We start from the raw sequence: 24,270 nt of genomic DNA, 5'->3' as shown, positions 1-24,270 counted from the left end.
AGCATCATGAAATTTATTATTAGTGGAAAGAACATCGACGTAACACCAGGCTTAAAAGACACTATTGAACACAAGTTGGGAAAACTCGAAAGGTATTTTACTCCTGAAACAGAAATTATCGTAACGCTCAGTGTAGAGAAAGAAAGACAAAAGATCGAGGTAACAATCCCGGTTAAGGGAAATATTATCCGCTCCGAGCAGACAAGCAATGATATGTATGTATCCATCGACCTCGTAGAGGAAGTAATCGAGCGACAGCTCCGCAAGTATAAAAACAAACTGGTTGCAAAGAGCCAGGGGCACCCAACAGCCTCTGCCGGCGGAAGCAACTTCAAAAAAGAATTCTTTGAATCAGAAGACAGCGAACAGCAGGATGACGAGATCCGCATCGTAAGGACAAAGCGTTTCGGAATCAAGCCAATGTATCCGGAAGACGCCTGCATCCAGATGGATCTGGTAGGGCATTCCTTCTTCGTCTTCTGCAATGCTGAGACAGATGAGGTAAACGTAGTTTATAAACGAAAAGACGGGTCATTCGGACTCATAGAACCTGAATTCGATTAGATTTTGGAAGCGGGGGATGCTGTGGCTGAGGGACGCCTGAACGGAATGTGGAGAGGGAGACACCGGGACACAAGAGGATGGGGCATGGAAGTAACCCGCTTACGGAGAAGTACTAACACAAAATAAGCTGCCCACGAGGGCACAGACAACATGCGACGAGAAAGCCTGATGCTTTCTCGTCTTAGATTGTCCTGGAAAGTGATTTTGGAAAATCACTTTCCATCCCTCGTGGGCAGCTTATTTTGTGTAAGTACTTCTAGACCGTGCGCTCTATACTTCCATGCCCCATCCTCTTGTGTCCCGGCGTCTCCCTCTCCACATTCCGCTCAGGCTGGGCTTCATCCGGCTGCAGAACCTCCGCTTTTTGGGGGAATCTGACGGTAGGGCCGGATTGAATTGGGTATGCGGTGCGCTTTCCACCCCTGACATCCCTGGCTCCTTCCAATCTGCCGCACCCAGGATGCTCCATCCGCGGCGCCCCCCTTCATTCAAAAACAACCTCGCCGTCCACAACCGCATACCAGCACTCCCCCTCTTTTTGGATCTGGCTTTTTCCGTTTGTTCCTTCTATGATTTCTTTGGTGATATGTTTTTCTTCCTCCTGGGATACAAGGGCCGTGATTTCTACGGAGTCGGTATATGCGGTGTCAAGCAGCGGGATATTTTTTTGTGCGAGCAGGTATTGTATTTTTCCCAGACCGGTATAATCCGTGCTTATTTTCAGTTTAAATCCGTAAATCCTGGTTATAATCTTACTGTGAGACAGGCCTTCCCGCGATGCTGCTGTGTATGCCCTCACCAGCCCTCCTGTTCCAAGCAGCGTGCCTCCAAAGTATCTGGTGACGACGATGAGCACATTGTGCAGGCCCTGTCCCCTTATAACCTCGAGAATGGGCTTGCCTGCGGTTCCGCTCGGCTCTCCGTCGTCGCTGCAGCGCTCCTGTACATTTTCAACACCGGTTACATAAGCCCAGCAGTGATGCCTGGCATCCCAGTACTGCCTTTTTACTTTTTCCAGGTACTCCATTGCCTCTTCTGTAGAGGAAACAGGAAATACATCGGCTATGAAACGTGACTTTTTTTCGACGATTTCCGCAGAGGCTCCCTGATATACTGTTTTATAATTCATCGGCTTTACCTCAATTTCTTTAGTAATCATTAATAGAATATAACAGAACTGTAGAAAACCACAAGAAATTATTAAGATTTTTTTAGAAATATGAAGTTTTCCTATTTTTTCTTTATTTAAGCAGGTAAATTTGATATAATGAGTGGAATGATTAAAGGAGGATATGATTCATGAATTACGGAAAAGAAAATCTCGATAAGAGAAAGAAGAATATCTCTTCAAAAAAGAATATGAAAAAGAAGCGGGTTGGCGTCCGTTTTTTCAAAGCTCTAGTGATCTGCGTCTTACTCATTGCAGTAATCGGGGCCGGAGGAGTCGGTCTGTTTGTCAAAAAAATTATAGATGATGCCCCCAAAGTGACTCCTAACATGGTCAAGCCCTCCGGAGCCACTTCCTTTGTTTACACGGAAGACGGACAACTTTTGGATAAGTTCCGTCAGAAGGGATCCAATCGTGTCTATAAAACATACGATGACATTCCGATCAATCTGACGCATGCATTTGTAGCGATTGAGGATGAGCGTTTCTACAAGCACAACGGGATTGATATGCAGGGGATCCTCAGGGCCGCTGTAGTCGGTGTGACCTCGGGCAATTTTTCAGAGGGTGCAAGTACGCTGACCCAGCAGCTGATTAAAAACAACGTATTCCCGAATTTTACAGAAGAGAAGACATTCTATGACAGGCTGGAGAGGAAACTCCAGGAGCAGTATCTGGCTGTTGAGATTGAAAAACAGATGAGCAAAGAAGAGATAGCGGAAGCCTACATGAACACTATCAATCTTGGGCAAAACTGCCTCGGCGTACAGACTGCGGCAAAACGCTATTTTGACAAGGACGTATCCGAACTGAACCTCTCTGAGTGCGCCGTCCTGGCAGGTATTACACAGAATCCTACGGATTATGATCCGGTGAATTTTCCGGAGGCTAATGCCAAGAGACGGGACATAGTACTGAAAAACATGCTGGATCAGGGCTATATCAGCAAGGAAGAATATGACGAGGCCAAAGCTGATCCTGTATACGACAGAATCAAAGCAACTTCACAGGATGCTACCGATAACACCCCATATTCCTATTTTGTTGATGAACTTACACAGCAGATTATCCACGATCTCAGGGAACGCAAGGGCTATACTGAAACGCAGGCATATAACTTGCTTTACAGCGGCGGCCTGACAATCACAGCAACCCAGGATCTTGCAATCCAGAATATCTGTGACGAAGAGGTTGCCAATCCGAACAATTATCCATACACCGTTGAATATGGACTTGAATATGCACTGACTGTTACACATCCTGATGGGAACTCAGATAACTACAGCAAGGAGATGCTTGGGGAGTATATCCGCAGCGCATGGGGAAGAGAATTCCCGCTTGTATTCTCCTCTCCTGATGAAGCTGAACAGGCAATTGCGGAATATAAAGGCACTCTTGGCATTACAGAAGAAGATACCATAATTGAAAATAAGGATATCACCCCGCAGCCTCAGACCTCCGTAGTCCTGATGGATCAATATACAGGTAAGGTAAAGGCGATTGTGGGCGGCCGTGGTGAAAAGACAACGAGTCTTTCCCTTAACCGTGCAACCGATTCGACAAGGCAGCCAGGTTCCTGTTTCAAAATATTATCAACCTATGCACCTGCCATGGACTCCGGCGGTTATACACTTGCAACTACAATTGTAGATGAGCCTTACAGCTATGCGAGTGGTAAGCCTGTGAACAACTGGGATCACCACTATATCGGCAGCACGCGTGTGCGTTATGCAATTGAGCATTCCATGAACGTCTGCGCGGTCAAGACACTGACAGCCATCGGCCCGCAGACAGGTTATGACTATCTGCTGAACTTTGGATTTACCACTCTGGTGAATAACGACGATGACAATTATCCAGGATTCACCGATGTGGCACAGGCCACGGCGCTCGGAGGAATCACACGCGGTATCTACAACCTGGAAATGACCGCGGCATACGCAGCAATTGCAAACAACGGTATCTACACAGAGCCGATCCTCTACACAAAGGTTCTGGACAAGGACGGAAATGTGCTGCTGGACAACACCAAACCTGCGACTCACCAGGTCATTAAAGACTCGACTGCAGCGCTTCTTACAAGTGCAATGCAGGATGTTATCACCCGTGGTACAGGTACTGCCGCAAGATTATACAGCATGCCTGCAGCCGGCAAAACAGGTACAACTGAAAACAGTACTGACCTCTGGCTCTCCGCATATACGCCATATTACACATGTTCCGTCTGGGGCGGCTACGACTCTAATAAGCCGATGAGCAATATGGATCAGGCATGGCATGAGGTTATGTGGAAGAACATCATGGAACGCGTTCATGAAGGCCTGGAGTATAAAGATTTCACTATGCCTTCCACCGTTGAACAGAAGACAATCTGTACGCAGACCGGGTTACTGGCTACTGCAACCTGTCCTCCTCTGACCGAATATTTTGCAAAGGGAACCGCTCCGTCACAGAGTTGTTCCGGGCACTATGTACCGAAAGAGGAAAAAGAAGACGATGAGAAAGATAAGGATAAAGATAAAGACAATGATAAAAAAGAGGAAAATCCCGAGAATCCGGATGAAAACGGAGGAAGTGTCACACCGCCGGAAGGCGGCGGCAATGAAGGCGGTGGAAATGAAGGCGGCGGCAATGAAGGCGGCGGTAATGAAGGCGGTGGAGCCGAAACGCCGGATGCCGGAGGCGGAGAAGAACCTCCTGCCGAATAATTCCTTCGCAGCAGAACTCTGATAGATCCGTCTTTTACGGCGTAACAGCCGGGAATAAAATGAAAGCCAGCATGCTGAACATGTTGGCTTTCATTTTATTCCCGGCTGTTGCACCGCCATACTACATTTCAATCGTCCTGCCGCGTTTCCATACCGCAGGCCCTCTGCCATATTCCACTAAGCCAGCTCCCCCAGCACCAGCTTAGCAGCTCCGCAGATCCCCGCGTCATTCCCCAAAGTGGCGAGTACAAACTTTACATCCTTATTTGCAAAAAAGGCCCGTTCAAGGTATGGCTTCTCAATGTAAGGAATCAGCATATCTCCTGCCTTGGACACGCCGCCCCCGATTACAAAGACTGCTGGATCTGCCACCGCTGCCAGATTTGCAAGGGCATGGCCAAGATACCGGCCAAATTCCTCCGCAATTTCCTTCGCCACAACATCCTCAGCCTTAACCGCATCAAATACGTCCTTTGCGGAGACGCATTCCAGATTTAGCATTGTATTTCTCGTTTCTTCTGCCAGCTTCTTTTTCGCCAGCCTAACGATTCCTGTCGCCGAAGCATATTGCTCCAGGCAGCCGTGGTTTCCACAGCCACAAGTATCTGTCTCCTCATAATTCACACAGATATGGCCGATTTCACCGCCCGCTCCATGAGCACCGGTCAGCACTCGTCCGCCAATGATTACTCCGCCTCCGACGCCTGTCCCGAGCGTAACCATTACCATATTCTTCTGGCCAGCTCCGCCGCCTTTCCACATCTCTCCAAGGGCGGCTACATTGGCATCATTCCCGATCTGTGCGTACAGCCCCGTGAGCTCTTCCAGCTCTTTCCTGACATTTTTATAATTCCATCCCAGGTTCGCGGTACCGTCTACAATTCCCTCTTCTGTTACAGGGGCCGGCACGCCGACTCCCACTCCCACGATATCATCCTTCTTCAGTCCCTTTTCCTCAATCTTTTCCAGGATCGATGCGGAAATATCCGGAAGAATGGCTTTTCCTTCCTCTTCTGTGCGCGTCACAATCTCCCATTTATCTAGGATCTTTCCCGTCTCCTCGAATAATCCCATCTTAACGGTAGTTCCCCCAACATCTATGCCAAAACAATACTTCATGTTAACTCTCCTGTCTGATTTATATTCCCTATGCTGACTATCTGTTTTTTGTCAGGTTTTCCTGGACACGTTTGTATAATTCCTGGGCCGCATTATATCCCATCTGTTTCTGTCTGTGGTTAACCGCTGCGGATTCCACGATGATTGCAAGATTACGTCCCGGACGGATCGGAATGCTGTGGCAAACAACACGGTTACCAAGAAATTCCGTATAGTTCTCTTCCAGCCCAAGTCTGTCATACTCCTTGTCCCTGTTCCAGTCTTCCAGAGTAATGACCAGGTCGATATTCTGGGTTTCCCTGACACTCTGTACGCCGAACATCGACTTCACATCCACAATACCAATGCCTCGAAGCTCTATAAAATGCCTTGTAATATCGGGAGCAGCTCCGACAAGCGTATCGTCGCTGACTTTCCTGATCTCCACTACATCGTCCGTCACCAGGCGGTGGCCCCGCTTAATCAATTCGAGCGCAGCCTCACTCTTGCCGATTCCGCTCTCCCCCATAATTAAAACACCCACACCATATACATCAACAAGCACGCCATGAATCGATATGCAAGGCGCCAGTTTTACATTCATCCATCTGATAATTTCCCCCATAAATGAAGACGTAGATTTTGAAGTTACAAATACAGGAACATCATGCTCCACTGCTTTTTTAAGCAGTATCTCCTCTGGTTCCATGTCTCTGCTGAAAATAATACACGGCACTTTATGGCTGAGGAATTCATCATATATCTGAAGCTTTCTCTCCTCCTCCAATGTCTGCAGATATGTGTACTCTACGTATCCGATCATCTGTACCCTGTCACAGTCAAAATGATCAAAGAATCCGGTAAGCTGCAGCGCCGGCCTGTTGATATCCGGAACATTCACCTCCCGCCCTAAAAGCTCAACCTCGGGGGTCAGATTCTTTAAATTCATTTTCTCGACAATTTCCTGTAGCTTTACACCATGTCCCATAGCTATCTCCTTTTCTCTTATTTTCACTGCTCATCCAGACATCGCAAGGCTGCATAAAAAGCTTCATCCGGCGGCAGATTGATCCTCATGCGGTTATTATACCATAAACCATAGTTTCCTAAAAGCTCTATCAAAATGCATTTAATTCCGCGGTTCTGATTCGTTACTGTTCTGACAAGCCTGAACTGTTACGATTCGTTACTATGCACGGCCCCGTGAATAGTTACTTGAATTCCTCTTCCTGCTCTTTTGTGTGATGAAAAAAAGTATATACCGCCTGCGCCGATTTTTCGTTCATGGAGGGGACTTTGGCAAGCTCCTCCACTGATGCGGCCCTGATCGCATCCAGACTCATATAATGACGCATGAGGGCCTTTCTTCTGGCCGGCCCGATGCCGTCAATATCATCCAGTATCGAATGTACCTGGCCCTTGCCGCGGAGCTGCCTGTGATATTCAATCGCAAAACGGTGGGCCTCATCCTGGATCCGGGTAACCAGCCGGAACGCCTCAGAGGACTTATCAATCGGAATCTCCTCGTTATGATAATATAATCCCCTTGTTCTGTGGTAATCATCCTTCACCATCCCGCATACCGGAATATTCAGGCGGAGATCTTCGAGTACCTGCAGGGCTACATTTACCTGTCCCTTACCTCCGTCCATAAGGATCAGGTCCGGAAATGCAGTAAAGCCGCCCAATTCCCGGCTCTCCTCCCGCTCCTTTAGTCCATGCGTAAATCTTCTGGTCAGTACCTCTCTCATACTGCCATAGTCATCGGCGCCCTGGATCCCCTTTATCTTAAACTTCCGGTAATCATTTCGTTTGGGTTTTCCGCGCTCATATACCACCATGGAGCCGACTGACTCAAATCCATTTGTGTTAGAGATGTCAAAGGCCTCCATACGGCTGATGTCTTCAAGCTCCAGAAGACGGGCAATCTCCTTGACCGCACCGATTGTCCTGCCCTCCTCCCGCTTCAGCCGCTCTTTGTCTTTACTCAGAACCAGACTGGCATTGTTTGCCGCCAGTTCGACCAGTTTTTCCTTCGTCCCCTTTTTGGGCACCCGGATCGTTACTTTTCCTCCGCGCTTCGCACTCAGCCATTCCTCCAGCAGGTGCATATCCTCCAGCTCGGCAGGAAGCATCAGTTCTCCCGGAATAAACGGAGTGCCTGCATAATACAGCTTGATAAAACTGTCCAGAATCTCACTGTCCTGTTCGTCTTTTGCAATACGGAGATAGAAATGATCCCGCCCGATCAGCCTTCCTCCCCGGATAAAAAACACCTGTACAACAGCGTCTTCCTCCTCGGATGCCACCGCAAGAATATCACGGTCTTCTCCGCTGCTATCCGTGATTTTCTGTTTCTGAGATACCTTTTTCACACTGTTCAGCAGCTCCCTGTACTCAATCGCCTTCTCGAATTCCAGAGCCTCCGAGGCCGCCTTCATCTTCTCTTCCAGGTCGTTCAGTATACTGTCGAAATTCCCGTTCAAAAACCGTATGATCTCCTGGATGGATTTCCCATATTCCTCCCGGGAAATATATCCCTGGCAAGGCGCATCGCACTGCTTGATATGATAGTTCAGGCAGGGCCGCTCTTTTCCAATATCCTTGGGCAGATTTCTGTTGCAGCTCCTCACATGATAAAGCTTATGAATCAGGTCTATGGTGTCCCGGACCGCCAGACCGCTGGTATAAGGCCCAAAATACTTTGCCTTATCCTTCAGCATCTTTCTCGCCAGCATCACCCTGGGAAACGGCTCGTTGGTCGTCACCTTGATAAAAGGATAGGTCTTGTCATCCATCAGCATCGTATTATACTTGGGCCGGTGCTCTTTGATCAGGTTGCATTCCAGAACAAGCGCTTCTAACTCAGAATCCGTCACGATATACTCAAACCGCCGGATATGAGTGACCATCTGCTCAATCTTAACCCCCTTATTCCTGCTGCTCTGAAAATACTGGCGCACCCTGTTCTTCAGGCTGATCGCCTTTCCCACATATATGATATTGTCTTTTTCATCATGCATAATATAAACTCCCGGGCTCGCCGGGAGCTTTTTCAGTTCTTCCTGTATGTCAAAATTATAATTATCCATGCCATTTATTATAAGGCCTAATGAGGGATTTGTGAAGGGAAAATATAGGAAGAGAAATAGATTTTCAGAATCAAAATAAGAGTAGGCAAGCCCACTTAGATGCTACCGCGATACCGCTTCGAGGCTATCTGCCTTAACGCTGCGTGTGCATCCCCCCGGAGGGCTTTCAGTAATAGGAAAGTACTGAGCACTTTTCTATTATAGAAAAAGCTACCCTCTTGGCAGAGAGGATAGCTTATATAACTGCAAAGAACAGTTATCGGCAATCACTGAACGGCAATCCACTGATTAAGCCTAGATAAATTATACATGCCGGCAAAACTTTTTTCAAGTATCCATTCTAACTTTCCTTATCCGCCGGATTCCTTATAGTAACGGTTCAGGCCGTCCTAAACGGTTACTGCGCGTCCGCCTCTCCCTCAACTGGTTTCATAGCGATACGCACTTCTTTTTTTATTTCCTCACCCTGTTCCGGCTCCTCAATTCCCTTAACTTCACGGAATATCCTCATGAACTCTTTTCCCGTAATTGTTTCTTTTTCGATCAGGAATGCGGAGATGCGGTCCAGTGCTTCTCTGTTCTCGCCCAGCAGACGTTTTGCTTCATCGTAAGCATACTTTAGCATGCTCATTACTTCGCCGTCTATCTCAGCAGCCGTAGCTTCCCCGCAGTTCATAACCGGACGTCCGTCCAGATAGCGGTTCTGGATTGATTCCAGTCCGATCAGCCCGAACTTGTCGGACATACCGTACTGTGTGATCATCGCCCTGGCGATCTTTGTCGCCTGTTCAATATCGTTGGAAGCCCCTGTTGTTACCGTGTCAAACACAAGCTCTTCTGCCGCACGTCCTGCCAGCGCACCAACCAGCATGGCCTCCAGTTCTTTTTTGGTATTGAGGAACTTTTCCTCCTCCGGTGTCTGCATTACATATCCCAGAGCGCCCATCGTTCTGGGCACGATCGTAATCTTCTGCACCGGCTCCGCATCTTTCTGCAGGGCGCTCACCAGCGCGTGGCCTACTTCGTGGTAGGATACGATCTTTCTCTCCTCTTCACTCATAATGCGGTCTTTTTTCTCTTTACCAACCAGCACCACTTCTACAGCCTCGAACAAATCCTTCTGGCTGACCACATGCCGACCATTCTTAACGGCATTAATTGCAGCTTCATTAATCATATTGGCCAGATCGGAACCGACCGCGCCTGAGGTTGCCAGCGCAATGGCCTCCAGATCTACAGTCTCATCCATCTTAACATCCTTGGAATGTACCTTCAGGACATCCACACGCCCCTTCAGGTCAGGCTTATCGACAATGATACGGCGGTCAAAACGGCCCGGACGCAGCAGCGCCGGATCCAGTACCTCCGGACGGTTCGTTGCCGCCAGAAGCAGAAGGCCCTTGTTGGTATCAAAACCATCCATCTCCGCCAAAAGCTGGTTCAGTGTCTGCTCACGCTCATCGTTGCCGCCCATGGCCGTATCACGTGTCTTGCCAATTGCATCAATCTCATCGATAAATACGATACACGGCGCCATCTGCTGTGCCTGCTTGAACAAATCCCTCACTCTGGATGCGCCGACACCGACGTACATCTCCACGAATGCAGAACCTGACAGTGAGAAAAACGGTACCTTTGCCTCGCCTGCCACAGCCTTCGCAAGCAGTGTTTTTCCAGTACCGGGAGGGCCAACTAGCAAAGCGCCCTTCGGCAGTTTCGCACCGATACCCGTATATTTGCCCGGATTATGCAGAAAGTCTACCACCTCCTGCAGAGATTCCTTCGCTTCATCCTGGCCCGCAACATCCTGAAAAGTGACTCCGGTCTCCTTTTCCACGTATACTTTGGCGTTGCTCTTGCCGATTCCCATCATTCCGCCGCCCTTTGACATGCGTTTCATCAGGAAATTAAACAGGATCACGATCATGATGATCGGGAGCACAACGGTGATAAATATCTCAAATATCATAGAAGAGGCTGTGTCGGGCATCTGCTGCTCAAAATGAACCCCCGCTTTATGAAGCCGGTCCACCAGCTTTTCATCCGCTGTCCGGACAACATAATAGTCCGGAGCCCGCTCCTCTTCTCCGCTTTTTTGCTCAAGCTGATTAATCAGATCCGACGCGTCCTTCGGTGTGTCACCGTCCGCAGCCTTTTTATCCGATTTCTCCTCTTTTCTTGCCTCATCTGTTAAAGTAACGTATAACTTCGATGAATCAATCGTTACTTTCTCAATTTCTCCGTCATCTACCTTTGTAAGGAATTCATCGTAACTCAGCTCCGCAGGATTCTTGTCCTGCATCATTGAATACAATCCCATCACAATAAAAACAGTCAGCAGTGTGGTTACGAGGATCACTCCCCACCCCTGCTTGTTGTTCTTAGGATTATTATTATTCTTGTTATTCTGATTGTCCATTCTATGCCTCCTAAAATCCACTATCCCCATTATAAGTACAGGTTCCATATAAATCAATAAAAAGATTATGAAAATATTGTAAACACAGGGCATTTTATAGTATACTGAGAACGAAATATGTCATGAAAAGGAATGTGAAAATGAAAATAGGATTCGATAATGAAAAGTACTTATCTATGCAGTCAGAACATATCCGTGAGAGGATTAACCAGTTCGACAACAAGCTCTACCTTGAATTTGGGGGGAAATTATTTGATGATTACCATGCTGCCAGAGTGCTGCCGGGCTTTGCTCCTGACAGTAAACTGCGCCTTCTGAAGCAGCTCAGCGACCAGGCTGAGATCGTCATCGTGATCAGCGCACGCGATATTGAGAAAAATAAGGTCCGCGGAGATCTGGGCATTACCTACGATTCCGACGTTCTCCGGCTGATGGATTCTTTCCGGGAAAACGGCCTGTATGTAGGAAGCGTTGTCATCACACAATATTCCGGACAGGAAAGCGCCGTCCTCTTCAAAAACCGCCTCGAAAATTTGGATATCCCTGTATACATGCATTACTGCATCAACGGTTATCCTTCTAATATCCCTCTGATTATCAGCGATGACGGATACGGCAAAAACGATTATATTGTAACGTCCCGTCCCCTCGTGATTGTCACCGCTCCGGGCCCAGGAAGCGGGAAAATGGCGACCTGCCTGTCACAATTATATCATGAGCATAAACGTGGAATTCATGCAGGCTACGCCAAATTTGAAACATTTCCCATTTGGAATCTTCCTCTGAAACATCCGGTTAATCTTGCATATGAGGCCGCTACCGCAGATCTGAACGATATCAATATGATTGATCCCTTCCATTTGGAAGCTTATGGAGTAACTACCGTGAATTATAACCGGGATGTTGAAATTTACCCTGTTTTAAACACAATTTTTGAAAAAATTTACGGAAAAAGTCCTTATAAGTCTCCAACCGACATGGGTGTAAACATGGCCGGCAAATGTATCTGCGACGATGAAGTCTGCCGTGAGGCATCCCGGCAGGAGATTGTCCGGAGATATTTTGCATCACTGAATTCTTTATTGATGGGGACAACTTCAGAGGAGGAGGCTCAGAAAATCGAACTCCTCATGAACCAGGCGAATGTCTCCGTCCAGGACCGCAAAGTGGTTGCAAAGGCTCTGGAACGCTCCAGGGAGACGAACGGGCCTGCGGCGGCTATGGAGCTGGATGACGGGCGCATGATCACCGGCAAGACCACTAATCTGCTGGGCGCCTCTGCGGCGCTCCTGTTAAATGTCTTAAAGGAACTCGCGGGAATTGACCACGAACTGCATGTTATTTCTCCCGAATCCATCGAGCCGATCCAGAAGCTCAAGGTGGATTATTTGAAAAGCAAGAATCCGCGTCTGCATACGGATGAGGTTCTGATCGCCCTTTCCGCCAGTGCCGCCAACAGTAATATGGCCCGAAGAGCGCTGGAACAGCTGCCGAAACTGGAAGGCTGTCAGGCACACACCTCGGTCATGCTGTCCGATGTGGATATCAAAACCTTCAAAAAGCTGGGCGTACAGCTCACCTGCCAGGCTGTTTACGAGACAGATCATATTTACCATTAATGAATCCGCCGTTCAGGCAAATCTGAACGGCGGATTCAATTCTTCCAGAGTTTTTATGTACTTGAAAAAAAACTGTATTTTTTGTAGAAATTGGTGTATACTCTTTAAGTATTTTTTAGGCACAGATTTCATACAAGGAGGATTATATGGCAGTAAAATATGTATTTGTTACAGGTGGAGTTGTTTCTGGACTTGGAAAAGGAATTACTGCTGCGTCACTTGGCCGCCTGCTGAAGGCCCGCGGATATACTGTTACGATGCAGAAGTTTGACCCTTATATCAATATTGACCCCGGAACAATGAACCCGGTACAGCACGGTGAAGTATTCGTAACGGATGACGGCGCTGAGACAGACCTGGATTTGGGACATTATGAACGCTTTATTGACGAAAGCCTGACGAAAAATTCCAATGTAACAACAGGAAAGATTTACTGGTCTGTCTTACAGAAAGAACGCCGTGGTGATTTTGGCGGTGGAACGGTACAGGTTATTCCTCACATCACCAACGAGATCAAAAGCAGATTTTACCGCAATCCTGCTGCCAAAAGCACTGAGATCGCCATTATAGAAGTCGGCGGAACCGTCGGCGATATCGAAAGTCAGCCCTTTCTGGAATCCATTCGGCAGTTCCAGCACGAAAAAGGCCGTGATAACGTAATTCTGATCCATGTAACCCTGATTCCCTACCTAAAAGCCTCACAGGAGATGAAAACAAAGCCGACCCAGGCAAGTGTGAAAGAGCTCCAGGGAATGGGCATACAGCCGGATATCATTGTCTGCCGCTCCGAGTATCCTCTGGACGCCGGCATGAAGGACAAGATCTCTTTATTCTGCAATATTCCTGCAAATCATGTACTCCAGAACCTTGATGTTGAATATTTATACGAAGCCCCCCTCGCCATGGAACGGGAAAATCTGGCCCAGGTTGCATGTGAATGCCTGCATCTCGACTGTCCGGAACCAGATCTGAAAGATTGGACCGAGATGGTGGATAACCTCCGCAATCCGACCCAGGAGGTTCACATTGCCCTTGTGGGAAAATATATCCAGCTCCATGACGCCTACATCAGCGTTGTCGAGGCGCTGAAGCACGGCGGAATCTACAGCCATACGACGGTTAACATCAAATGGGTGGACTCCGAGACAGTCACTGCGGACAATGCCGCAGAGGTGTTCGGCGATGTCAGCGGTATCATTGTCCCCGGCGGTTTTGGCGACAGAGGCATAGAAGGAATGATTGAGGCAATCCGGTATGCCCGTACCAACCGCATCCCCTTCCTGGGCCTCTGCCTGGGGATGCAGCTTTCCATCGTGGAATTTGCAAGAGATGTTCTCGGATACAACGATGCACACAGCATGGAACTGCAGCCTGACACTACCCACCCCGTCATCCATATCATGCCGGATCAGATCGGCATCGAAGATATAGGCGGGACTCTGCGCCTTGGCTCATACCCCTGCGTTCTCAAAAAGGATTCCCTTGCATACCGTTTATATGGAAAAGAAGAAATCCAGGAGCGCCACCGCCACCGCTATGAGGTAAACAACGACTACCGTGAGGCGCTGGAAGAACACGGCATGATACTCTCCGGACTTTCACCGGACGGCAGGATTGTAGAAATGCTCGAAATTCCGGATCATCCCTGGTTCATTGCAACACAGGCGCATCCGGAACTAAAATCAAGGCCGAATAGGCCGCATCCGCTCTTCAAGGGGTTTGTGGAGGCGGCTCATTTGAGGAGTGGGGTGCAGGGGGAGTAAAGCGTACGCCTGCACGGTACGGGGTTTTTAATACGCTGTACCTTTCAGCGGGAGCCGGGCTCACCTTTTTTACGGCGCTCAGCTCTTTTCTTCTCGATATACGCAATTATCCTGGCGGCTGCCCATGCCGCGAATGCTCCTATGAGCAGCCCGGCTATTACGTCGCTGGGGTAATGGACTCCTACGTAGAGACGTGAAAAGGCGATCAGGGCCGCCAGTATTACGGAGGCTGTTCCCCAGAATCTGGGCAGCATACGGTAATAGACAAGCGCCGCGGCGAAGGATGCACATGTGTGGCCGGATGGGAATGAATAATCATGCTGCTTTCCTATTAAGAGTGTCAGTCCCTCCACGACTTCGTATGGGCGGATTCTGGCTACCAGGTTTTTCAGTGTTACGTTTGTGATCAGCGCTCCGATGGCTATGGCTGCTATAGCGGTAATCCCTGCTTTTCTCGTCTTTTGAGGGATCAGCAGCAGGAGGGAGACTGCAAGCCAGAACCAGCCGGAGTCTCCGAGTGACGTGATAAACTTCCAGAAGGAATCCATCCAGTCATGCCGGATATATTCCTGTATCGCGAGTAAGATATTTCCGTCTAGCTGTAAAAGAAAATCCATAAATGCTCCCTTCGAGTTGATTTTATGTATCATAATAATTTAAAAGTATATCATACGCAGGAAGGGCTGTCTATGGCAGTTCTTTCATCTCCCTATCGTTCAGAGGATTGACATGGACCATACAGTGCTTGACTTCCGGGAACTCCATTTCAATCCTTGAATGGACGCTTTCGGCTATTTTATGCGCTTCATTTAATGTCAGATTCCCATCCGCAGCAATTTCTATATCCACATAGGCCTTCGCTCCAAACATTCTGGTTCTCATTTCATCGATCTTTGCTACTCCCGGATTTTCCAGGACCGACTGTCTCATATCCTGGATTGTCCTGTCATCACAGGATTTATCCACCATCTTGTTCATAGCATCATGGAAGATATCCCAGGAGGCCTTCCCAATAAATATACAGATAATAACACTTGCCAGCGGATCCAGAACCGGAAAGCCCAGGCGCGCACCCAGTATCCCCGCAAAGGCTCCGATCGAGGAGAGAGAATCCGAACGATGGTGCCATGCATCCGCCATCAGCGCACCGGAATTAATTTTCTTTGCTGCAGCCCTTGTATACCAGTACATCCATTCCTTCACAACAATTGATATGACAGCCGCTGCAAGCGCCAGTCTTCCAGGGGCTGCTGCCGATTCCATCCCGCCCCCCGCAATCTTTTCTATCCCGCTTACTCCGATTCCAAGCCCCGTCGCAAACAGAACCACAGCCAGGAGAATCGAAGCCACGCATTCCATCCTGTCATGCCCGTAGGGATGCTCCTTGTCGGACTTTTTGCCGGATATAGTCACCCCAATCATAACAATCACCGTGCTGAAGACATCCGATGCCGAATGAATCGCATCGGACACCATTGCCCCCGAACCAGCCAGCAGGCCAGCCAGCAGCTTAAAAACAGATAAAATGACATTTACCACAATGCTTACAATTGAGACGCGCATAGCGATCTTATTTGGTTCATTCATACTTAGCCTCCCAAGGGGTCTGACCCCTTTGCGTTCCATTTTCAGAATATTCACAAAAAAGACACCTGCGGAACAAGAAAACTAAAACTGTCCCGCAGATGTCTATTATCTGCTGCCGCCATCCGGCGGCCCGGTCATGTGATACATAACCTGCTCAGTTTGTACTGTAGTTATAATATGCAGTGCAAAGAGTTTCTATTTATAATATGCGGTCGTACTCTATTTGTCAATATTTTTATGAAAATTATTGCCATGAACTAATAAGAGGAGGCTGTTACGGAAAACAGGTTTCGGTAACAGCCTCCTCTTTATGAGGGGGTCGATTTTAGTCGCACTACATATTTGCCTTCATTTTGTATTTTCTTTCTTTTTTGAAGATGTCTTTGTCTCTGCAATCTTCTTTCCTGCGTGTCTCCGCCTGCCTGTAATGAATGATTTCTTCGTCTCTGTGTACGCTCCCCAGTTCTTCTCCGATCCGCATCCTGCGGAAGTCTTTTTTATGGTTTACTCCTCCGCAGAAATCTTCGAAAGCGTATACCATTCTGTTCCAGATGCTCAGATTGGAAATTTTCTCTACGGAAAGCTTCCTGACAGAGCGGAGCCAGTATTCTGCAAGTATCCAGCAGACGATCACCAACGCTGCTGCGGAGATGAATAAGATCATAAATTTTTCTAACATAGCTTCCACTCACTTCTGCCTTTTCTGTTATCTTTATATTATCCCTTATTTTTTAATTAGTCAATATATTTGTATTTATTTATTATTTTTTCTGTCTTTTAATGTTTTCTCATTCAATTTATCCGTCTACCGTCTCATTTTTTAACAGCCAAACTATGTTGTACTGCGATTTAGCCGCTATTCTTCTTTGCTCTTTATATAAGCCTCTGCTGCCGGATCCTTCATCTCATATTGCCGGTACCACTCTTTATTGGCATCATTTCTCAGTACATCTGAACGGTTCTGGGAAAGAAATCTGACCAGGGGATAGACATCGACCCATATCTCGTTGTTCCCCTCCCGCTGAGATTCATCAAAGATCAGTTGAAGGCCAAAGTGCAGATGATACGTGTCAATATTATTTACATTCTCCGTCGTGCTGTACCCGGTTCTTCCCATGTAGCCGATCACATCACCTGCCTGGACAATATCCCCCTCCTTCAGATTTTCCGCAAACGGGATATTCTGACGGAGGTGTGCGTAATAATAGTACCTCTTGCCGTCAAAGCTGTTGATACCGATCCGCCATCCGCCATACTGGTTCCAGCCCATGACGGTAATATATCCCGACTCCACGGCAATCACGGGTGTACCCACCTGCCCCATCATATCGTGCCCCAGATGGTTTCTCCGGTAACCATAGCTTCTGGACACCCCGAAGTCATCGTAATCCGAATAGGGAAATGTCTTTGCAATCGGACAGTATGCTTTCAGCCCGTAATACTTTTTCCAGACCTTTTTATCTGCCCCTTCCCCGTCCGGCCGTTCAATCTCATATTCGCCTACCATTCCATCCAGGACAGCGCCGTATGCTTCCCGGTAATACCCGTAATACTGCATGTCTGCAGTCAGTTCTTCCATGGTCACCTCGCCCGACAACAGCTTTTCGGCAGCTTCTGTCATATCACGCTCCGAATAACGTGTAAAATCCCCGCCGTATTTCGCGCCCAAATACGCCAAAAGCTCCACCCAGTTCAGATGGACGTCCTCCTCATAGGTTTCCACATCATATGTATAGGCCCTGTTCAATGCTTCATAAGTCACATTGAATTCCACCCACTTAATAAAGTCTTTTTTCTCCTCTCTCTGTACCTCATTCTCCCAATAACCGGTTTCTGTTCCGCTTTGTGCATTGACAGAAACACTGTCCGAAATACCTCCTCTGCTTATCTTCCGCCCATTCTCTCCGTCTGCATCCCCGGCCTGCCAGATAGAAAGAACCAGAAACAGCAGCAGAACTTCTACAGTAATCCCAAACGGGGAAATCAATCGTTTACGCATAAATTTGGACGCCTTCCAGGATAAACTCTTAATAGTTTATGCGCCATGAACGCTACAAATACTTCTGAATATACTGAATACAAACAACAATTATGATGTCAGGAGCAGATTATGCATCTAATCTCATCACTTCTATTCGCAATTTCTGCAAATATAGACAGCTTCATTGTCGGTATGTCCTATGGAATCAAAAAATCCAATATCGACCTCTTAAAGAGCACTGTCATCAGCCTCGTGACACTGACAGGCACCGTGATTGCCATACTGATGGGCACACAAATCTCACAGTTTCTGCCGGCCTCTTCCACACAGGCCATAGGATGTGCTCTTCTGATCGGCCTCGGCCTTTACTATATCATAAAATCTTTTTTCAGCTACATCCGGGAAAAAATCAAAAAGGCTGAAGTAAAGTCGAACGAATGCGGTTCCGGAACCCAAAACAATGTACCTGCAAAGGCCTCCCTGCTTACCATGAAAGAGGGGCTCTTCCTTGGCCTTGCCTTATCCATCAATAACTTCGGCATGGGCATCGGAGCCAGCATAACGGGACTGAAACTGCTTCCCACCGCAGTCATGTCCCTGGTCGTGTCCGTCATCTTTCTGTATGCAGGCAACCTGATCGGAAAAACAAAAGTCCCACACATATCCGACCAGTCCGCCGACTTTATCTCCGGCCTGATTCTGGCTGCTCTGGGAATATACGAACTCCTGGCCTGAATCACTGAGACATGCCAAAAGCCCGGAGTAATAGAAAAAAGGAAACCCACAGCACACAGTATCCTACATGCTTTGGGTTTCCTTTTACACTCTGTCATTGACTGTCTCAGACCCCGGCTCACGCAGAATCCCACATTCCACAGGCCCTCTCTAAAACGCCCCCGTACCAACACTCTCCCTCCCCTGCTTCATCCTTCTGTCCACCTGAGCGTAGAAGTCTTCATTCTCCCGATACTCTATCATATAGAAGCTCGTCAATATATACATACTGATTTCTTTTCTCCTCGTCTCGTTCTCCGGCTTCTGAAGCATATACTGCGTATCCTTCAGAAAATAATGCCAGTCCGCAATGAATTTCTGGTTTTTCTCAAGTTCAGGAGTATCAATCCATTTTTTAACCTTTATTTTTGCGCGGTTTTCCTTCAGACACTCATGGATCTGCAAAAAATACCGGAAGCTTCTGTCTTCATAATATCTTCCCAACGGAAAAATCCTGCATATCCCCGGTCTTGCATCGTGGATACTGCACCTTCCCCGGCTGTTCAGAAAAACACAGCTTTCTCCCTCTCCGTCCATCTTTAAGTTCGGCAAAATCAGTCCGTCTGCTACATTCAGCTCTATTTTATCTCTCAGCAGCTCCTCAAACTTCACACCCAGAGCAGTCGTCATGCGGTATACATCCAGAGGATCCAGGACGATGGTCTTCCCCATCCCCCGGCAGCACGATGCAGGGCAACCCTCACAGCCCCCGCAGTCGGCACGCACCATATCATTCGGCCCGTAAAGCCTCCCGTCCGAGATTTCTTCAAGTCTGACATATCTTTCCATATCCGCATCTCCTTATCCTATACAAATATCCTGCTCATCAAACAGAGCTGCCACTGCACTCTCATACGCTGCCAGCTTTTCTGACTTTTTAATCTTCTTCGCGTACTTCTCGCAATTGGAAAATACAGAGGCCATATAAAACCAAAGTTCTTTCATCTTAAATAAAATTGTCTTCTCCCCATACAGAATTTCTTGATAATCCCGGTATATCTGGTCATGGAAAGCAAGCAGCGTCTCCTTATCCATCGGGCCGCTTCCGCGAATGGAATTTACCAGCCCCGGATTGGAAAGAATGCCGCGTCCCAGCATAACACATCCTGTTTCCGGAAATGCTTCTGTAAACCTCTTAAAATCCTGCACGGTAAAAATATCTCCATTATAACACACAGGGCACTCACATCTGTCCAGCGTCTCGCCGAAAACCTGCCAGTTGGGTGTGTTCTTATACATATCCGACTGCAGCCTTGGATGGATGATCAGTTCCTTCACCGGATAGTGATTATAAATATCCAGAATTTCCTTAAAATCACCGGAACTGTCCTTACCAATTCTTGTCTTGATCGATATTTCCATATCCGTGTATGCAAATATCTCTCCTAAAAACTGATCCAGTCTGTCCGGAAATGCCAGGAAACCGGAGCCCCGTCCCTTTGATACAACCGTCTTCGAAGGACACCCCAGGTTCAGATTCACCTCTTTGTAACCGTACTTTTTCAGCTTCCCGGCTGTTCTGATAAAATCTTCCGCCGAGTTCGTCAGGATCTGGGGAACCGCTTCCATTCCCTCATTGTGTTCCGGAAGGATATCATTCTTCTCCTTGGAACTTAGATGCCCGAATTGATTGGGACTGATAAAAGGGATAAAATATTTATCCATCTCTCCGAAATATTTATGATAGGCATTACGGTACACATACCCGGTAATCCCTTCCAAAGGCGCCAAATAAAATTTCATGTTCCTAATTTTCCTTTTCTCTTTTTAGTATAGCATCCTGTTTTCTCGTGGTAAATAAGACTTTCAGCTCTATTTTCCCCTCCGAAATAATCAGTCCCAGAAGTGTAAGCACGGCACCGGCTGCCGCCAGCTTGGTCAGCTGCTCATGCAGGATCAGCACAGATGTGACAATCGTTACCACCGGTACCACATAGATATATACACTCGTCCGCACGGCTCCCAGTACCTGGACGGCAAAATTCCATGTCACAAAGCAGACTGCCGATGCCCCCGCTCCCAGAAACAGAATATTCAGCAGGTTAACAGGCTCCAGAAACCTTGCGATTCCCAGGTGAAAGTCAAATGCAAAGGCGGCCGGGATCATAAAGAGAATCCCATACCCGAAGATGTGCCTGGTTGTCTGAATCATCGGATACCCATAGCTGCTGATTTTCTTCGTCAGCACGGAGTAGCAGGCCCACACAAAGGCAGCCGCCAGGGCCAGAAGATCCCCTGCCGGATTCAGCGCAAAATCCTGACCGCCGAAGCTGATCATACAGATTCCGCCAATCGCAACTCCAAATCCCAAAAAGAACGACAGCCGCAGCCTGCCTTCCTCCTTCATAAAAATATGGGTCAAAAAGGCCGTAAAAAAGGGAGCCGCCGAGATGATGACTCCTACATTCGATGCAAGTGTATAAGTCAATGCTATATTTTCAAGCAGAAAGTACAGGCAGATGCCACATAAACCTGCTCCGGCAAACAGCCATTCCTGTTTCTTTTCTTTCAGCCTGACCCAGCCTGGTTTAGCAGCCAGCAGAAGGAGATAGCCGATTACAAACCGTATCACCAGGATTTCCACAGGCTGAAAGTCCCTGAGCAGAACCTTTGTAGAAATAAACGTTGTCCCCCACACAACAATTGTGAATAACGCCGCTAAATGTCCGGCTCCATTTTTCTTTTGCATCATACATCCCCTCCTTCCTGCATTCCGCACCCTTGCCGCCATTGCATTTTCTTTTCCATAATGTCCTACCTCACTGTCTGTTTTTTGGATATCCTACTGTTAGTTATACTATACTTTCCGAACTTTTGCTTGTATTATATCTTCAATCCAGGAATTTCCAGAGACAGTGACAGCCATTTTTTATCTTCTGCTTCTGTCAGGCAGGCAGACAGCCTTCCGCCCATCGCCTCCGCCAGGTGCTTTGCTATGGGAAGGCCCAGCCCCGTACTCCCCTGCTTTCTCGCGCTGTCCCCTGTATAAAATCTTTCAAACAGGGAATCTGCGTCCTGTTGATTCTCCATATCCGTATCATTTATCATCAGCACATATACCTTGCCTGACTCTATAGTCAGACTTACAGAAAAAACGCTTAAAGCGTAACGTCCCGCATTTTGCAGCAGATTCTGAAAGATCCGCTCCAGCGCTTCCTCATTTCCCCTTACAAAAACCGGAGTATCTGGAATGTCCACACTGACATTCAGATTCTTTAACTTCAGTTCCTGATAGGAATCCAGGACCGTCTCCCGCAATATCCTGCCCAGATCCGTTTTCTTCAATTTCAGCTGGTAGTCCTCCGCCGCCAGCCTGGACAAATCGTAAAACTGAGCGGTCAGCTTTTTCAGTGCCAGGGCTTTCTTCTTAACCACTTCCAGGGACTCTCTGTCCTCAACGTCCAGAGAGTCCCTGTCAATCAGCTCCAGAAACCCGATGATAGCCGTCAGCGGCGTACGAAGGTCATGGCTGATATTTTCAATTTGATTCAATAATTCCCGCTCTTTTTTTCCATAGCGGATTTTTACTTTCCGGATTTCTGTCAGGTTCCGGTTAATTTCCGTCAGCAGCTGCTCCAGTTCTCTCTGGGGCACTGCCAGCTTTACCACCCTGTTCTCTTCCAGATCTGCGGTAATCTCACGCAGTTCCCCGGCAGCCTGCCGGACCGCGCGTTTCAGAAGCAAAAAGCGCATGCAGAAATACACCGCTGCAAGACACGCCCCTGCTAAAAAGATATAGACCATTACTGCATGCACCTCCCCGATCTAACTAATCTCCCTTTTGCGAAATGCCAAGATTCCTGCCGCATAGAATATCAATATCCCGATGGCGCCTGCTATCAGGCATTTGGCCGCTCCTTCCGGCGTATCCCACAGGCAGCGATAACCGGACATGTTAACGGAAACCTCATATTTCAGGTAATTCCAGGGCATCCATTCCGAAATTCTTTCAATGGATTCTATTTTCAGCCCCAGGAAAAAACAGACCACAGGCAGCCACCACATGATTCCCAGCCACCAGAGAACAACCGCTGTTTCTTTCTTAAAACAGCAGCACAGAGCCGATGCCAGAATAACCGAAGCAAATGCAGCCGGCAGATTCACGGCGGTGCCTGTCAGCAGCTGTCTGACCGGCATACTGCCTTCTGTATTCAAAAGCAGATATGCACTGCCGATATAAACGGCGAGTACCACAAGCATACTCAAAAAAGCTGCCGCTGCACACGCAATACATTTTCCGGTAAAAAATGCATTGCGGGAAATACCGTATGAAATTGCATTTTTCAGGGTACCGTTCTTATATTCGTCCGAAAACAAAAAGAGAACGATGATCAGGCCGGCCATAAGCAGCATCGGCATACTCCCCGTCATCATGTTCAGAGAAAATGTCACCGTTGCATATGGAAAATCCGGAGTCAGCCTGTCAAAGGCAAACAGAACCAGATTCATCAGCACAGTCAGGCCGGCCAGCGCGGCCGTTGCCGAGTAGATCTCTCTTCCGTGCAGAATCCTGTAAAATTCACTCTTCAAATAATTTAACATGACAGTCTCCCCCTCTCCTTTAATTCCATATAATATTCTTCCAGCGACTTTTGCTTCTGCTCCAGCCTCATAATACTGACCCCATGTCCGGATGCCAGACCGCTGTATGCTTCCACCGGAAGCTGCGGGTTCTGTATCCGTATCTGTAAGTCCGGCATTACTTTGTACTGCACGCCGTCCATCTCTTTCTCCAATAGTGCTGCGTAGCGTTCCGGATCACTTACTTTGATCTCCAGATAACCGGCGCAGTGTTCGTGCAGCTGCTCCGCCGTCAGTTCCCGCAGCAGCCAGCCCTGGCTTAGAAAGCCGTAAACGGTTGCAATTTGTTCCAGCTCCGAGAGTATATGACTGGATATGATGATTGTAATATTCTTTTCCTGATTCAGCCTTAACAGAAGATTTCTCATCTCTATGATACCGCTGGGATCCAGTCCGTTGATCGGCTCATCCAGGATCAATAGCTCCGGCTCTCCGAGCAGCGCGATGGCAAGCCCCAGTCTCTGTTTCATCCCCATGGACAGCGCGGCGCACTTTTTCTTTCTCTTGTCCCTGAGCCCCACTGCCTTCAGGGCATCCTCAGTCCGGTTCTTTCCCGGTATCCCCTTCTGAATCCGGTAATACTCCAGATTCTTTTCTACCGTAAGCTTTGGATAAAATCCCGGCGATTCTACGATCGCTCCGGTACGTTTCCTGTTCTGTTCCAGTTCCTTTTCGGAATAAGCCCCGAACAGTTTTAGTTCGCCGCCTGATGGATAGATCTGTCCGGTCAGCAGTTTTAAAAATGTAGTCTTGCCCGCCCCGTTGTCGCCGATCAGACCGTAAATATCTCCGCGTTTGACTGTAATATCAACGTCTCTGAGAGCCGTAACATCTTTGTATTTTTTCGTAACGCTTCTGGCTTCTATGACATGCTCTTTCATTCTTCTTAGTTCCTTTCTTATGTGATTGCCTCTTG

21 protein-coding genes and 1 riboswitch are annotated in these 24,270 nt (G+C 47.8%); of the genes, 5 read left to right on the top strand and 16 right to left on the bottom strand.

What is annotated here, in order from left to right; genetic code table 11:
• Positions 1 to 6 precede the first annotated feature (6 nt).
• Positions 7 to 564 (top strand): ribosome-associated translation inhibitor RaiA, encoded by a 558-nt coding sequence (gene raiA, locus GKG43_RS06265; protein ID WP_025655623.1) that lies wholly within the window; start codon positions 7 to 9, stop codon positions 562 to 564.
• Between the two features lie 256 nt (positions 565 to 820).
• Here the strand turns inward: raiA and GKG43_RS06260 are convergent, their stop codons facing one another.
• Together GKG43_RS06260 and GKG43_RS06255 are read right to left on the bottom strand one after the other, a co-directional pair.
• Positions 821 to 1,033 (bottom strand): hypothetical protein, encoded by a 213-nt coding sequence (locus tag GKG43_RS06260; protein ID WP_055153093.1) that lies wholly within the window; start codon positions 1,031 to 1,033, stop codon positions 821 to 823.
• Positions 1,034 to 1,048: 15 nt separating this feature from the next.
• On the bottom strand, positions 1,049 to 1,693 hold the full coding sequence (locus GKG43_RS06255; protein ID WP_055153095.1) for a YigZ family protein: 645 nt from the start codon (positions 1,691 to 1,693) through the stop codon (positions 1,049 to 1,051).
• 170 nt (positions 1,694 to 1,863) lie between these two features.
• Here GKG43_RS06255 and GKG43_RS06250 point away from each other — a divergent pair, with 170 nt between their 5' ends.
• Complete coding sequence (locus tag GKG43_RS06250) at positions 1,864 to 4,440, top strand: PBP1A family penicillin-binding protein (RefSeq protein WP_055153097.1); 2,577 nt, start codon at positions 1,864 to 1,866, stop codon at positions 4,438 to 4,440.
• A gap of 177 nt (positions 4,441 to 4,617) precedes the next feature.
• Here GKG43_RS06250 and GKG43_RS06245 read toward each other — a convergent pair whose 3' ends face one another.
• From GKG43_RS06245 to ftsH, 4 genes are all read right to left on the bottom strand, one after another.
• Entirely contained in the window at positions 4,618 to 5,559 is a 942-nt protein-coding gene (locus GKG43_RS06245; protein WP_050640975.1) for an ROK family glucokinase, read from the bottom strand.
• A 37-nt stretch (positions 5,560 to 5,596) separates the two neighbouring features.
• Positions 5,597 to 6,526, bottom strand: a complete 930-nt coding sequence (gene hprK, locus GKG43_RS06240; protein ID WP_025655619.1) for an HPr(Ser) kinase/phosphatase — start codon at positions 6,524 to 6,526, stop codon at positions 5,597 to 5,599.
• A 223-nt stretch (positions 6,527 to 6,749) separates the two neighbouring features.
• Positions 6,750 to 8,630, bottom strand: coding sequence for an excinuclease ABC subunit UvrC (gene uvrC, locus GKG43_RS06235; RefSeq protein ID WP_055153099.1), 1,881 nt, complete (start codon positions 8,628 to 8,630; stop codon positions 6,750 to 6,752).
• Positions 8,631 to 9,027: 397 nt separating this feature from the next.
• Positions 9,028 to 11,049 (bottom strand): ATP-dependent zinc metalloprotease FtsH, encoded by a 2,022-nt coding sequence (gene ftsH / locus GKG43_RS06230; RefSeq protein WP_082202985.1) that lies wholly within the window; start codon positions 11,047 to 11,049, stop codon positions 9,028 to 9,030.
• A gap of 140 nt (positions 11,050 to 11,189) precedes the next feature.
• Here ftsH and GKG43_RS06225 point away from each other — a divergent pair, with 140 nt between their 5' ends.
• Positions 11,190 to 12,668, top strand: coding sequence for a DUF1846 domain-containing protein (locus GKG43_RS06225; protein ID WP_050640978.1), 1,479 nt, complete (start codon positions 11,190 to 11,192; stop codon positions 12,666 to 12,668).
• Between the two features lie 146 nt (positions 12,669 to 12,814).
• Entirely contained in the window at positions 12,815 to 14,431 is a 1,617-nt protein-coding gene (locus GKG43_RS06220) for a CTP synthase (RefSeq protein WP_050640979.1), read from the top strand.
• Between the two features lie 44 nt (positions 14,432 to 14,475).
• Here GKG43_RS06220 and GKG43_RS06215 read toward each other — a convergent pair whose 3' ends face one another.
• The 4 genes from GKG43_RS06215 to GKG43_RS06200 form a co-directional block, all read right to left on the bottom strand.
• The gene (locus GKG43_RS06215) at positions 14,476 to 15,048 is read right to left on the bottom strand and encodes a phosphatase PAP2 family protein (RefSeq protein ID WP_050640980.1); all 573 of its coding nucleotides are present in this window, start codon (positions 15,046 to 15,048) and stop codon (positions 14,476 to 14,478) included.
• Between the two features lie 70 nt (positions 15,049 to 15,118).
• Complete coding sequence (locus tag GKG43_RS06210) at positions 15,119 to 16,018, bottom strand: cation diffusion facilitator family transporter (protein ID WP_050640981.1); 900 nt, start codon at positions 16,016 to 16,018, stop codon at positions 15,119 to 15,121.
• An 85-nt stretch (positions 16,019 to 16,103) separates the two neighbouring features.
• Positions 16,104 to 16,186: riboswitch (NiCo riboswitch) on the bottom strand.
• A 166-nt stretch (positions 16,187 to 16,352) separates the two neighbouring features.
• On the bottom strand, positions 16,353 to 16,697 hold the full coding sequence (locus tag GKG43_RS06205; protein ID WP_050640982.1) for a hypothetical protein: 345 nt from the start codon (positions 16,695 to 16,697) through the stop codon (positions 16,353 to 16,355).
• Between the two features lie 177 nt (positions 16,698 to 16,874).
• Complete coding sequence (locus GKG43_RS06200; protein WP_129878878.1) at positions 16,875 to 18,017, bottom strand: M23 family metallopeptidase; 1,143 nt, start codon at positions 18,015 to 18,017, stop codon at positions 16,875 to 16,877.
• Positions 18,018 to 18,128: 111 nt separating this feature from the next.
• On the opposite strand from GKG43_RS06200, the gene GKG43_RS06195 reads away from it, so the two are divergent.
• On the top strand, positions 18,129 to 18,734 hold the full coding sequence (locus tag GKG43_RS06195; RefSeq protein WP_025655537.1) for a manganese efflux pump: 606 nt from the start codon (positions 18,129 to 18,131) through the stop codon (positions 18,732 to 18,734).
• A 150-nt stretch (positions 18,735 to 18,884) separates the two neighbouring features.
• Here GKG43_RS06195 and GKG43_RS06190 read toward each other — a convergent pair whose 3' ends face one another.
• The 6 genes from GKG43_RS06190 to GKG43_RS06165 all read right to left on the bottom strand — a co-directional run bounded on the left by GKG43_RS06190 (position 18,885) and on the right by GKG43_RS06165 (position 24,235).
• Positions 18,885 to 19,562, bottom strand: a complete 678-nt coding sequence (locus GKG43_RS06190; protein WP_055154488.1) for a YkgJ family cysteine cluster protein — start codon at positions 19,560 to 19,562, stop codon at positions 18,885 to 18,887.
• A 12-nt stretch (positions 19,563 to 19,574) separates the two neighbouring features.
• Positions 19,575 to 20,516: a tRNA-dihydrouridine synthase gene (locus GKG43_RS06185; protein ID WP_050641047.1), complete on the bottom strand. Its 942-nt coding sequence runs from the start codon at positions 20,514 to 20,516 to the stop codon at positions 19,575 to 19,577.
• Between the two features lie 4 nt (positions 20,517 to 20,520).
• Positions 20,521 to 21,465, bottom strand: coding sequence for a DMT family transporter (locus GKG43_RS06180; protein ID WP_330377724.1), 945 nt, complete (start codon positions 21,463 to 21,465; stop codon positions 20,521 to 20,523).
• 131 nt (positions 21,466 to 21,596) lie between these two features.
• A complete protein-coding gene (locus GKG43_RS06175; RefSeq protein ID WP_055154490.1) occupies positions 21,597 to 22,517 on the bottom strand; it encodes a HAMP domain-containing sensor histidine kinase in 921 nt (306 codons plus the stop codon).
• Positions 22,518 to 22,538: 21 nt separating this feature from the next.
• Positions 22,539 to 23,315: an ABC transporter permease gene (locus tag GKG43_RS06170; protein WP_055154492.1), complete on the bottom strand. Its 777-nt coding sequence runs from the start codon at positions 23,313 to 23,315 to the stop codon at positions 22,539 to 22,541.
• Positions 23,309 to 24,235, bottom strand: coding sequence for an ABC transporter ATP-binding protein (locus GKG43_RS06165; protein WP_055154494.1), 927 nt, complete (start codon positions 24,233 to 24,235; stop codon positions 23,309 to 23,311). The genes GKG43_RS06170 and GKG43_RS06165 overlap by 7 nt, the downstream gene beginning before the upstream one ends.
• Positions 24,236 to 24,270: the final 35 nt, after the last annotated feature.

The sequence above is a fragment of the Eubacterium sp. BIOML-A2 genome (assembly GCF_009680135.1).
GTDB lineage: Bacteria > Bacillota > Clostridia > Lachnospirales > Lachnospiraceae > Faecalicatena > Faecalicatena contortus_B.
This window is presented reverse-complemented; position numbering and strand designations above follow the sequence as displayed.